Source organism: Xanthomonas sp. NCPPB 3569 (assembly GCF_041475645.2).
Taxonomy (GTDB): Bacteria; Pseudomonadota; Gammaproteobacteria; order Xanthomonadales; family Xanthomonadaceae; genus Xanthomonas; species Xanthomonas phaseoli.
Genome location: NZ_CM192969.1, coordinates 2,778,255 through 2,790,364 on the forward strand (window position 1 = coordinate 2,778,255; position 12,110 = coordinate 2,790,364).

Here is a 12,110-nt window from a genome sequence, read left to right on the forward strand (position 1 = left end):
TGTGGCAAGTGTGAATGTGGATTTTGAGCAGGCCGGCGAACTGAAGATCGGCCAGGTAGGTATTGCCAACCTGCGCGTGCGGACGCTGGATGTGCCGCGGCTGGTGCAGGAAATGCGCGAGCGCGTGAGCCGCGCGCCCAAGTTGTTCGGCCGTGCGGCGGTGATCCTGGATTTCGGCGGGCTGTCGCAGGTGCCGGACCTGGCCACGGCCAAGTCCCTGCTGGAAGGTCTGCGCGATGCCGGCGTGCTGCCGGTGGCGCTGGCCTACGGCACCAGCGAGATCGACCTGCTGTCCCAGCAGTTGGGCGTGCCGCTGCTGGCCAAGTTTCGCGCGCAGTACGAGCCGAGCGCGGTCAGTCCGCCGCCGCCACCGCCGCCGCCCGCACGTGCCGAACCCGCGCCGCCGGCCGCGCGACCGGCTCCGGGCCGGATGCAGCGCACCGCGGTGCGTTCGGGTCAGCAGCTGTACGCGGAGAACTGCGACCTGACCGTACTCAGTACGGTCGGTGCCGGGGCCGAGGTCATCGCCGACGGCAGCATCCACATCTACGGTACCCTGCGTGGCCGCGCTCTGGCCGGCGCGCAGGGCAACCCCGACGCGCGCATCTTCTGCCGCGACTTCCACGCCGAACTGGTTGCCATCGCTGGCCACTACAAGGTGCTGGACGATGTTCCCATGGACCTGCGTGGCAAGGCCGTCCAGGTCTGGCTGGAGCAGGATCAGATCAAGATCGCTGCGCTTGATTGACGCGGCCCAACCACAGAAATATTCGGAGAAATCCTTTGGCTGAAATCATCGTAGTCACCTCCGGCAAGGGCGGCGTCGGCAAGACCACCACCAGCGCAAGCCTGGCTTGCGGGCTGGCCAAACGCGGCAAGAAGGTGGCGGTCATCGACTTCGACGTTGGCTTGCGCAACCTGGACCTGATCATGGGCTGCGAGCGGCGTGTGGTGTACGACTTCGTCAATGTCGTACACGGCGAAGCCACGCTCAAGCAATCGCTGATCAAGGACAAGCGGTTCGAGAACCTGTACGTCCTGGCCGCCTCGCAGACGCGCGACAAGGACGCGCTGACCCAGGAAGGCGTGGAAAAGGTGCTCAAGGACCTGGCCGCCGACGGCTTCGACTACATCGTCTGCGACTCGCCGGCCGGTATCGAAAAAGGCGCGTTCCTGGCGATGTATTTCGCCGACCGCGCGGTGGTGGTGGTCAATCCGGAAGTGTCTTCGGTGCGCGACTCGGACCGCATCATCGGCCTGCTCGATTCCAAGACCCGCAAGGCCGAAGAAGGCAAGGCCGTGCCGGCGTTCCTGTTGCTGACCCGCTACAGCCCCGGCCGCGTGGAAGGCGGCGAGATGCTCAGCATCACCGACGTGGAAGAAGTGCTCGGCCTGAAGGCGATCGGCGTGATTCCCGAATCCGGCGACGTGCTCAACGCCTCCAACAAGGGCGAGCCGGTGATCCTGGATGCCGAGTCCCCGGCCGGCCAGGCGTATGACGACGCAGTCGCCCGCATCATGGGCGAGGAGCGCCCGATGCGATTCACATCCGTGGAGAAGAAAGGCTTCTTCAGCAAGCTGTTCGGAGGGTAAGCATGGGCCTGCTCGATTTTCTCAAGAGCAAGAAGAACACCGCCGAGACGGCCAAGAACCGCCTGCAGATCATCATTGCGCAGGAGCGCAACCATCGCGGCGGGCCGGATTACCTGCCGCTGATGCAGCGCGAACTGCTGGAAGTGATCAAGAAGTACGTCAACATCGACGCCGATGCGGTGCGGGTTGATCTGGTCAAGGACGGCGAGCATGACGTGCTGGACATCTCGGTCGCCCTGCCGGAAGACGGCGACAAGTAAGCGCCCAGAACGGCACCGGGTTCGCACGGTGCCGTTGTCGCATGTGACCTGACCGCGAGCCATTGCGCGTGACCACTGCCCCCACTGCCACACCCACCGCCGCCGATGTTCTTTGCGTGGCCGATATCGGCCTGGACGCACCTGCCGCCCTGCTCGCGCGCTATGGCTTGCGCCTGCATCGTGTGGAATCGGGCGCGGCGATTCCAGGCAGTTTCTGGGGAGAACCGGAGGCCGGCATCATCGGCTGCGATGTGTATGTGCGCGACGACACACCGGTGCATTCGCTCCTGCACGAAGCCGGACATCTGATCGTGCTGCCTGCGGAAAAACGCGCCGCGGTGCACACCGATGCCACCGATTCGGTGGAGGAAGAAGACGCCACCTGTTACCTGCAGATCCTGCTGGCCGAGCAACTGCCCGGCGTGGGCAGCGCGCGCCTGATGGCGGACATGGACCGCTGGGGCTATACGTATCGGCTGGGCTCCACCCGCGCCTGGTTCGAGCACGACGCGGAGGACGCGCGCAGCTGGCTGGACGCTCGCGGCCTGCTGCCTGCCTGAAGTGGCCTGTCTGAGCGAGCGCGGCGCGTTCAAGCGCCGGCGCAATCGCAGCGAGTAGCTGTCAGCAGCGAACGGTCACTAGGCCGGTGTGGCGTTCGCAGGAGCCACGGCGCACGTGTGGCACCTGCAGGAGCGAGTACCGGACGCACCATCCGGCGCGAGCGCAGTCGGTCGCGTGATCGCCCTCAGGATCCCGTTGCCGTGGCGCCGGAGAGATCCAGCGTGGCCACCGTGCCCTGCCCGGCGTTGGAATCCAGCTGCAGGTGCCAGCCCAGGTGCTCGCACAACCGTCCGATCAGTTCCAGCCCGATGCCGCTCCCCTGGCGGGCGTTGCCGCGCGCCAGGCGCGTGTAGATGGCGCTGATCTCTTCGGGTGTCATGCCATGGCCAGGGTCGGCAATGCGGACCACGCCGGGCGCCGACAGCGAGATGCGAATGATGCCGCGGTCGCTGTTTTCGATGGCGTTGCGCAGCAGGTTGCCGATGGCCGTCTGCACGATGGCGACCGGCGCGACCAGGCTGCACGGCGGCAACGGGTCCATGACCAGTTGCAGATCCTTGTCGGCGCACAGGTGCGTGTGGTCGGCCACGATGTCCGGCAGCAACTGATCCAGCCGCACCGAATCGCTGCTGCGCACCAGCCGGCCAGGGTCCTTGGCCAGCACCAGCAGCAAGGTGATCAACTGCTCGACCGAGGCGCTGGTCTGCGCAATGCGCTGCAGCTGGTGGCGTACCGCCGGCGGCGTGCCGGGTTGCTCCAGCGCCAGCTCCACCGCATTGCCGATCACCGCGATGGGCGTGCGCAGTTCGTGGCTGGCGCTGTCGATGAAGGCGCGCTCACGGTCGACGAACTGGCTGTTGCGCTCGAGATAATCGTTGAGCGCATCGGCAATGACGTACAACTCGGCGCTGCCCTGTGGCCCGACCGCAATCTGCTGCGCGCGCTGCTCCGGCCGCAATGCGCCGATGTCGCGCGCAAGTTCCACCAAAGGGCGCACCAGCCGGGCCATCGCATACGTGCCCATCAGCAAGGTGATGCCGATCAGCGCGATGCCGGCGGCCAGCATCCAGCGGGTAAGGAATTTTTCCAGCGCTTCGAAATCGGTGATGTCCAGCACCAGGGCCAGGCGGCCGGCATGCGCGGTGTCGCGCACCATCACCGCACTCTGGCGACCGGCGATCTCCAGACCGTCGTGCAGGCCGGGATGCAGGGTGCGCAAGACCGGCGGTGTGCGCGCGACATCCTCGACGCGGTACAGCCGCAAGGTGTCCGAGTCCTGCCAGTGATACTCCGGATTCTGCACGCTGCGCTCGAGGATGCTGTCCAGTTCGGAATTCAGCAGCGAGCGCCACACGCCATGTTCGGCGCGTTCGTGCAGGTACTGCGCAGTGCCGAACACCGCCAGCGTCATCAGCAGCGTGTAGCCGAACAACCACACCAGCACGCGGCGACCCAACGGGCGCTGTTTAGACATCGCTGCAGTCGCCGGCGCCAGGTGCATCGGCCGCATCCAGCTGCGCCAGCCGGTAGCCGAGCCGCGGCAAGGTATGGATCAGTTTTTGCGCGAACGGGCCGTCCACGCTGCGACGCAACTCGTAGATATGCGAGCGCAGCATGTCGCCGTCGGGCGGATCGTCGCCCCACAACGATTGCTCCAGGCGTTGCCGCGTCACCGCGGCCGGGCTGGCCTGCATGAGCACTTCCAGCAACTTGCGGCAGGCCGGATACAGGTGCAGCACCTGGCCGGCGCGGGTGGCTTCCAGCGTGGCCAGGTCCAGGCGCAGGTCGGCCACTTGCAGCAGCTTGCCGCGGCGACGGCCGTGCGCACGCGCCAGCAAGGCTTCGATACGCACCTCTAGCTCGGGCAAGGCGAAGGGTTTGGTCAGGTAGTCGTCGGCGCCGGCGCGAAAGCCGGCAATCTTGTCCGGCAGTTCGTCGCGTGCGGTGAGCATGATCACCGGCAGTTCGGACTGGTGCTGCTCGCGCAGCCGGCGCAGCACTTCCGGTCCATCCATGCGCGGCATCATCCAGTCCAGGATCAATGCGTCGTACTGCTGGGTGGTGGCCAGGTGCAGGCCGGTGACGCCATCGGGCGCGGCGTCCAGGGTATGCCCGCGCGCTTCGAAATAGTCGAACAGGTTGGCAACCATATTGCGGTTGTCTTCAATGACCAGCAGCCGCATGAGCGGAGTTCCGGGACGCCTGGCAGGCACAGTGTGCGCATCCTAACCGAGGCCGGCCAAGTGCAACCGCCATCGCCGGTACGGTCTTCCCGATCGGTTGCGCTTCAGCACCCGCGCACGGCGATGCCTGCGCTGCGATGCACGATCACGCGGGCTCGGCTCCGACAAATTTCCGACCCACTTGCCAGATAGTGTCTGCCCGCATCTACTCAGGGCGTGCGCGTGTCGCCTGCCATCGCTGCCTCCTCATCCCGCCAGCGCGCGCTGCTGGCCGCGTTGCTGTTGATCCTCGTCAGCTTGCTGGCCGGGCTGGGCATGCGCCAACCCAATCCGCCGGACGAACCGCGCTTCGTGCTGGCCGCGCGCACCATGGTCGAGACCGGCCAGTGGCTGTTGCCGCACCGTGGCAGTGAGTTGTATGCAGAAAAACCGCCGGTCTTCATGTGGCTGCAGGCGGCAACCTACGAACTGGTACCGCACTGGCCGGTGGCCTTCCTGCTGCCGTCGCTGCTGGCCGCGCTGGCCACGCTGTGGCTGACCTGGGATATCGCGCGCCGGCTATGGACCCGGCGTGTGGCGGCCCATGCGGTGCTGGCCTCGTTCACGGTGCTGCAGTTCGGCCTGATGGCCAAGCGTGCGCAGATCGACATGGTGCTGGTGGCGCTGACCACCCTATCGTTGTGGGGAATGCTGCGGCACCTGCTGCGCGGGCCGGACTGGCGCGCATGGACGCTGGGCCTGTTTGCTGCCGGCGTCGGTACGGTGACCAAGGGCGTCGGTTTTCTGCCGCTGCTGCTGTTGCTGCCGTGGATGGCGCTGCGGCGTACGCATTGGCGCGTGTTGCCGGCGCGCGCGCTGGCAGGACGCAGCTGGGCACTGGTGCTGCCGGCGTTCGTGGCCGGTACGGCGGTGTGGCTGGGGCCGCTGGGCATCGCGCTGTGGCACAGCGACGACCCGCAGCTGCATGCCTACGCGCACGAGCTGTTGTTCAAGCAGACCGGCACGCGCTACGCGCACGCCTGGCATCACGTCAAACCGTTCTGGTACTACCTGCAGGTGATCGCCACCTTGTGGCTACCCGGCTGCCTGTTGTTGCCGTGGCTGTTGCCGGCCTGGTGGCGGCGACTGCGCCGCGGCGACCCACGCTATGTGCTGCTTCTGGCCTGGAGCGTGCTGGTGCTGCTGTTCTTCAGCGCCAGCCCGGGCAAGCGCGAGGTCTATATCTTCCCGATGCTGCCGGCGCTGTGCATCGCCGCGGCGCCGCTGCTAGCCGGGTTGTTGCGCCGGCGCGGCGTGCGGATGCTGCTGAGCGGGTATGTGCTGCTGCTTGGCGTTGCCGGCCTGGTGCTGGGCGGCGGCATTGCGCTGCATCTGCACTGGGCCGAAAACACCGCAGTCAAGCGCGGCATGGCGCTTGCCTCGCTGCAGCCGGTGGGTTTCTGGTTGATCGGCCTGGGCGTGGTTGGCCTGGCCGCAATTGCATGGTCGCGCGGTAAACGCGCGGGCACCGCGCTGGTGGTGATGACCGCCGCGCTGTGGACGGTGTTCGGCCTGGGGTTGATGCCCGCGCTGGATCCCTACAGTTCGTCCGCAGGTTTGATGCAGCGCGTGGGCCAGCGCATCGGTCCGGACGCGCAGCTGGGCATGCTGGCCTGGCGCGAACAGAACCTGCTGCAGGCCGATCGCCCGGTCACCGATTTCGGCTTCAAGGCGAGCTGGCAGGAGCAGTGGGCCAAGGCAGGCCCGTGGCTTGCGCAAGCGCCACACACCCGCTGGCTGTTCGTGCTCAAGCAGGCGGTGCCGGCGTGTATCGATCCGGCACAACGCATCGATATCGGCGAGTCCAATCGCAACCAATGGCAATTGCTGCCGGGCACGGCGTGGCATGCCGGTTGCATCGCCACCGTGTCCGACGCCGAACAGACCGGTAGCGAAGGCGATGCAGACTGAACGCTTGGCGTCGGGTTAACGGCCAAGCAACCCCGGTCCGACCGCTTTCCGACATCCGGGTTTCGAAGATGTCGGGCATTGACACAGGCCGCCATCTCGATGACAACGCTTCCCATCCGTGCGCCGGCCGTGGCGCATACCGCCAGCGGCATGAAGACGCACTTCTTCGTGCGCCATCTGTGGCTGCCCCTTGCCTGCGTCCTGTTGGCGAGCGCGCTGTTGATGGGCGCCGGTGGCGACCAATGGATCGCCGATGCGCTGTATCGGCTGGAAGGCGGGCACTGGCTACTCAAGGACCACTGGTTCACCAGTGGCGTGATCCACCGCGTGGGTAAATGGTTGAGCACGGCAGCCGGGGTCGGCGTGCTGGTGCTGGCCATCGTTGCGTGGTGCAGGCCACGCCTGAAGGTGTTGCGCTGGCCGCTGACCTACCTGGCCGCCTCCGTCGCACTGTCGACCTCGCTGGTGTCGCTGCTCAAGTCGTGGACGGCGATGGATTGCCCGTGGGATCTGAGCCGCTATGGCGGCACGCAAGCGATGATCGGGCTATTCGAATCGCGCCACGGCATTGCCGCGTCCGGTTGCTTTCCGGCCGGCCATGCCAGTGCCGGTTATGCATGGGTGGCGCTGTATTTTTGTGCGCTGGCGCTCCGTCCTGCATGGCGGTTTGCAGGTTTGTTCATAGGCTTGGCGGCAGGTCTCATTTTCAGTGTTGCGCAACAACTGCGCGGCGCGCATTTTCTCTCGCACGACCTGTGGTCGCTGGCGGTGTGCTGGGTGAGCGCACTTGCACTGTACTGCGTGATGCTGCAACGGCCGCGTCGCGCGCTTGGATTGATGTTGCTCTCGGGGGACGCAGCATGAGTACCTGGTTGCCGGAACCGCGCAAGCGTAGTGGCCTGCGCGCGCTGACATGGAGTACGCGGCCGACGGTGTCGACCGAAGCGCTGGTGCTGCTGTCGAGCCTGTTTTTTGCTTTGGTGTGCAATCAATTGTTCTGGCGCACGGCCATGGCCACGCATCCGGGCAGCATCGGGTTTGCGATCTCGTTGATGGCGCTGCTGGTGGCCGTGCATGCGCTGCTCCTGGGCGTGCTGGTCTGGCGCTGGAATGCAAAGCCGCTGCTGACGCTATTGCTGTTCACTACCGCACTGGCCGCGCACTACATGGACAGCTACAACGTCTATCTGGATGCGGACATGCTGCGCAACGTGCTGCATACCGATCACAAGGAATCGCGCGAGCTGCTCACGCCGGGCCTGATCCTCCCGCTGGTGTGCTACTTCCTGATTCCGGCCGCATTGCTGTGGCGCACCCGTTTGCGCGCACGCAGCGTGGGCAAGGCGGTGCTGGTGCGATCGGTTTTCCTGCTGGTGGTGGCGGTGGTGGGCGCTGCTGGCGCCATGCTCTCGTCGCAGGATATTTCCGCACTGATGCGCAATCATCGCGAAGTGCGTTATTTGGCCACGCCGATCAATTACATCGTGGCATTGCGGCAAAACCTCAAATCCGAATCGCCGATCAAGCGCGCGCCCAAACAGCCGATCGAGCACGATGCGATGGCCACGCCGCGTGCGCCGGGCAGCCGCCCGCGCCTGTTACTGGTGGTGCTGGGCGAGACCGCGCGCGCGCAGAACTGGGGTCTCAACGGCTATGCCCGCCAGACCACGCCGGAGCTGGCGCAGGCAGGGGTGATCAATTTCCCCGATATGCATTCGTGCGGGACCAGCACCGAGGTCTCGGTGCCCTGCATGTTCTCCCCCTACGGCCGTCGCGATTACAACGAAGACATGATTCGAGGCCATCAGTCGTTCCTGCATGTGCTGGAACACGCTGGCATCTCGACGCTATGGCGCGACAACCAGTCAGGGTGCAAGGGCGTGTGCGACGGGTTGGACATCCAGAGGCTGGACGATGCCACCACACCGGGCCTGTGCGCCGATGGCCGCTGCATGGACGAGATCCTGTTGAGCGACTTGGCTGCGCAGGTGCGCGCAAAGCCTGGCGACCGCGTGGTGGTGCTGCACCAACTGGGCAGCCATGGCCCGAGCTACTTCGAGCGATATCCGGCGCAGTTCGAACGCTTCAAGCCAGTGTGCAAGACCGCGGATCTGGGCAGCTGCGGCCGCCAGGACATCGTCAACGCCTACGACAATTCGATTGTGTACACCGACCACTTCCTCAATCAGGCCATCCATGCGCTGCGCGGCCTGCCGGACTACGACACGGCGATGATCTATCTCTCCGATCACGGCGAATCGCTCGGCGAAAAAGGCCTGTACCTGCACGGCGTTCCGTATGCCATCGCGCCCAAGGAGCAGACCCATGTGCCGATGGTGATGTGGTTCTCGCCGGAGTTCGCGCGCGATCGCGGCCTGGACGAAGCCTGCCTGCGCCACCGTGCAGGGCAATACACCGATCAGGATGCGCTGTTCCCGTCGGTACTTGGGTTGATGCAGGTCAAGACCAGCGCCTACGCGCCCGAGCGCGACCTGTTCGCCAAGTGCACCGGCACGACGTTGCGCTGATCGCCAACGCCTGCGTCTGCCTGCCGCATCGCAGGCGTGGCGTGCGTTGCCCCTTGCCCTGAAACCCGGCGCGCTCTAGCCTTCGCCGGACTTCACTGCAAGGACCACCCGTGAATCCTCGTTTGCTGTTGCTGGCGTTGGCTGTGGCTGCCGGCACCCTGAGCCTGTCGGGCTGCCGCCGGGATGCGGCACCACCGGACAAACCTGTCGCGAGCAAGGCCGCGCCGGCCGAAAGCGCCGACCAGTTCGTTGCGCGCATCAGCGCCGAATACAAGGCGACCTATCCGGAAACCACCGCTGCGCAGTGGCTGTCGTCGACCTATATCAACGGCGATTCGCAGTTGCTGGCGGCCAAGGCCAACGAACGTTCGCTGGCGCAGCTGGATCGGTGGATCGAACAATCCAAGCAGTATGCCGGCACGCCGATGTCGGCCGACAGTGCGCGTGCGCTGCAGTTGCTGAAATTGATGAGTGCCCTGCCCGCACCGCGCGACCCGGCCAAGCTGGCCGAGCTCACCCGCATCGCGGCCAAGATGGAAGGCGATTACGGCGCCGGCAGCTACTGCGTAGGCGAAGGCGAGCAGCGCCGCTGCCGCCAGCTCGGCGAGTTGGAACAAGTGCTGGCCAGCAGCCGCGACTACAACGAACAACTCGACGCCTGGCAGGGCTGGCACAGCACTGCGCAGCCCATGCGCAAGGATTATCAACGCTTCGTGGAACTGGCCAACGAGGGCGCACGCGGGCTGGGCTTCGCCGACGTCGGGGTGCTATGGCGCAGCGGCTACGACATGCCGCCGGCGCAACTGGCCAGCGAAACCGACCGCCTGTGGGAACAGGTCAAGCCGTTGTATGCGCAGTTGCAGTGCTATGCGCGCGGCAAACTCGATACGCAATACGGTAAGGACAAGGGCGAGGTCGCCGGCGGCCTGTTGCCGGCACATCTGATGGGCAACATGTGGCAGCAGGACTGGAGCAATCTGTGGGATCTGCTGCAGCCCTACCCCGGGGCCGGCGACCTGGACATCACCTCCGCGTTGGAAAAGCAGTACCAGGGCAACCTCACTGCAGTGCTGGCGCGCAACGCCGGCGGCGATGGTGGCGCGGCCGCACGCTTCAACGCCGAACGCGAAGCGCAGCTGCGTACCGCCAAGCAGATGACCGAACGCGCGCAGGATTTCTACACCTCGCTGGGCATGCCCAAGCTGCCGGACACCTATTGGCAGCGCTCGCAGTTCATCAAGCCGCTGGACCGCGATGTGGTGTGCCACGCCAGCGCCTGGGACATGAACATGGGCGGCGAGGCGAACCAGAACATCGGCGCGGATGTGCGCACCAAAATGTGCATCAAACCGACCGAAGAAGACTTCACCACCATCTACCACGAGCTGGGACACATCTATTACGACCTGGCCTATAACCCGTTACCGCCGCTGTTCCAGAACGGCGCCAACGACGGCTTCCACGAAGCGATCGGCGACACCATCGTGCTGGCGATGACGCCCAAGTACCTGCAGTCGATCGACATGGTGGGCGAGCAACAGACCGGTCGCGAGTCGTTGATCAATTCGCAGATGCGCATGGCCCTGAGCAAGGTGGCGTTCCTGCCGTTTGGTTTGATGATCGACCGCTGGCGCTGGGGCGTGTTCGACGGCTCCATCACGCCCGAGCATTACAACCAGGCCTGGTGGGAATTGAAAGCCAAGTACCAGGGCGTGGCGCCGGTCGGCGCGCGCGGCGAAGAATTCTTCGACCCTGGCGCCAAGTACCACGTGCCGGGCAACACACCGTACACGCGCTACTTTCTGGCGCATATCCTGCAATTCCAGTTCTACAAAGGCCTGTGTCAGGCCGCCGGCCATCAAGGGCCGCTGTACGACTGCAGCTTCTACGGTAACAAGGACGCCGGGCAGAAGTTCTGGTCGATGCTGCAGCGTGGTTCCAGCCAGCCCTGGCAAACCACCCTCAAGGAACTCACCGGCAATGACAAACTCGATGCCGGCCCGATGCTGGAGTACTTCGCGCCAATGAGCGAATGGTTGAAACAGCAGAATCAGGGGCAGATGTGTGGGTGGCAGGCCAGCATTCCGGTCAACAGCAGCAGCCCTGAACATCCCGTTTCGCGCTGAACCTGTGCGGCGGTTGCAGGCTACATGACCGACCTAGGGGATCTTTTGAGTATGCTGCCCCACGTCAACAGATGCGTTGGGCATCTGGCAATCAGCGCCTGTCGGCCCACCCGACGGTTACAAGCGCGCACGCAAATCAAACGAGAAGACTTGCTTCAACGCAGTACAGATTGACGTAGCCAGTTCCTCCTGCTGCTGTATGCCGAATCCGATCGAGCGATCGAAGTGCCTCGCCCAGCGAATCCTGCGCAGCGAAGAGTCCACGATTCTGAAGGAGGCCCTAATGCGCTCGGCATCGACACGCACACTGCCCTCGATAGAGTGGTTGACGCTAGCGCCAGAAAGAAGCTCTTTGGATGTCATCGCGTCGCCGTTGGCAGACGCTGCAACCGGCAACACGGCAAACGCTTCACCGAAGGTCTGGAACAATTGATCAAGTAGTTCCTCGTAGAGTCCATGCGTAAATGCCTGCCCATCGCTACGCTCCGCAATGTAGTGGATCGGCTGAATGATCAGACCGCTCCCAGGCGAAGACGGCGCAGGGTTGCGCCGCAGTATCACTGGCATGTAACTGCCAAGGGGAATACTGATCACAAGCGCCGCCGCCGCGCCCTGTTGGCAATAATAAGAATTCAGTCGCTGGCGTAAGCGCCCCACCTGCACCCTGACGACCGGATCTTCCGCCGGAACATAGTTGGCCGGGTTGCGATCGAACACGTCAATACCGATGGCGTACTCGTTGGTATTGCGGCTTCTCCCGGCAATTGCTTGCTCAACCAGGTACGTGAGTAAACGACCCATTCGCGGCGCTTTGATAAAGGCGTCGCTGCTAAGCAATGCGTTACAGGCTGATCGAATTTCCTCTTCCCCAACCTCACCCATCACCTCGGTCACGATACACCCTCATCC

The 12,110-nt window shown here is 64.7% G+C and carries 11 protein-coding genes; 8 read left to right on the top strand and 3 right to left on the bottom strand.

The window, feature by feature from the left end; all coding sequences use genetic code 11:
• Position 1 precedes the first annotated feature (1 nt).
• From minC to ACCQ03_RS12235, 4 genes are all read left to right on the top strand, one after another.
• Entirely contained in the window at positions 2–748 is a 747-nt protein-coding gene (gene minC, locus ACCQ03_RS12220) for a septum site-determining protein MinC (protein WP_057677398.1), read from the top strand.
• Positions 749–783: 35 nt separating this feature from the next.
• The gene (minD, locus tag ACCQ03_RS12225) at positions 784–1,593 is read left to right on the top strand and encodes a septum site-determining protein MinD (protein ID WP_005930297.1); all 810 of its coding nucleotides are present in this window, start codon (positions 784–786) and stop codon (positions 1,591–1,593) included.
• A 2-nt stretch (positions 1,594–1,595) separates the two neighbouring features.
• A complete protein-coding gene (gene minE / locus ACCQ03_RS12230; RefSeq protein ID WP_003484370.1) occupies positions 1,596–1,853 on the top strand; it encodes a cell division topological specificity factor MinE in 258 nt (85 codons plus the stop codon).
• 68 nt (positions 1,854–1,921) lie between these two features.
• Positions 1,922–2,413, top strand: coding sequence for a hypothetical protein (locus tag ACCQ03_RS12235; RefSeq protein ID WP_017156554.1), 492 nt, complete (start codon positions 1,922–1,924; stop codon positions 2,411–2,413).
• A 185-nt stretch (positions 2,414–2,598) separates the two neighbouring features.
• Here the strand turns inward: ACCQ03_RS12235 and ACCQ03_RS12240 are convergent, their stop codons facing one another.
• The gene (locus ACCQ03_RS12240; protein WP_057677399.1) at positions 2,599–3,915 is read right to left on the bottom strand and encodes a sensor histidine kinase; all 1,317 of its coding nucleotides are present in this window, start codon (positions 3,913–3,915) and stop codon (positions 2,599–2,601) included.
• Positions 3,881–4,597, bottom strand: coding sequence for a response regulator transcription factor (locus ACCQ03_RS12245; protein WP_017156552.1), 717 nt, complete (start codon positions 4,595–4,597; stop codon positions 3,881–3,883). The genes ACCQ03_RS12240 and ACCQ03_RS12245 overlap by 35 nt, the downstream gene beginning before the upstream one ends.
• Before the next feature lie 216 nt (positions 4,598–4,813).
• On the opposite strand from ACCQ03_RS12245, the gene ACCQ03_RS12250 reads away from it, so the two are divergent.
• The 4 genes from ACCQ03_RS12250 (at position 4,814) to ACCQ03_RS12265 (ending at position 11,201) form a co-directional block, all read left to right on the top strand.
• On the top strand, positions 4,814–6,547 hold the full coding sequence (locus ACCQ03_RS12250) for an ArnT family glycosyltransferase (RefSeq protein WP_057677400.1): 1,734 nt from the start codon (positions 4,814–4,816) through the stop codon (positions 6,545–6,547).
• A gap of 99 nt (positions 6,548–6,646) precedes the next feature.
• A complete protein-coding gene (locus ACCQ03_RS12255; protein ID WP_209225452.1) occupies positions 6,647–7,411 on the top strand; it encodes a phosphatase PAP2 family protein in 765 nt (254 codons plus the stop codon).
• On the top strand, positions 7,408–9,075 hold the full coding sequence (locus ACCQ03_RS12260) for a phosphoethanolamine transferase (RefSeq protein ID WP_057677401.1): 1,668 nt from the start codon (positions 7,408–7,410) through the stop codon (positions 9,073–9,075). Before ACCQ03_RS12255 ends, ACCQ03_RS12260 begins: the two co-directional genes overlap by 4 nt.
• Positions 9,076–9,185: 110 nt before the next feature.
• A complete protein-coding gene (locus ACCQ03_RS12265) occupies positions 9,186–11,201 on the top strand; it encodes a M2 family metallopeptidase (protein WP_150145674.1) in 2,016 nt (671 codons plus the stop codon).
• 117 nt (positions 11,202–11,318) lie between these two features.
• On the opposite strand, the gene ACCQ03_RS12270 is transcribed toward ACCQ03_RS12265, so the two are convergent.
• Entirely contained in the window at positions 11,319–12,038 is a 720-nt protein-coding gene (locus ACCQ03_RS12270) for a hypothetical protein (RefSeq protein ID WP_057677403.1), read from the bottom strand.
• Positions 12,039–12,110 lie beyond the last annotated feature (72 nt).

Coding starts and splice junctions, on each gene's coding strand:
- minE (WP_003484370.1), top strand. CDS start 1,596: ATGGGCCTGCTCGATTTTCTCAAGAGCAAGAAGAACACCGCCGAGACG.
- ACCQ03_RS12240 (WP_057677399.1), bottom strand. CDS start 3,915: ATGCACCTGGCGCCGGCGACTGCAGCGATGTCTAAACAGCGCCCGTTG.
- ACCQ03_RS12245 (WP_017156552.1), bottom strand. CDS start 4,597: ATGCGGCTGCTGGTCATTGAAGACAACCGCAATATGGTTGCCAACCTG.
- ACCQ03_RS12255 (WP_209225452.1), top strand. CDS start 6,647: ATGACAACGCTTCCCATCCGTGCGCCGGCCGTGGCGCATACCGCCAGC.
- ACCQ03_RS12260 (WP_057677401.1), top strand. CDS start 7,408: ATGAGTACCTGGTTGCCGGAACCGCGCAAGCGTAGTGGCCTGCGCGCG.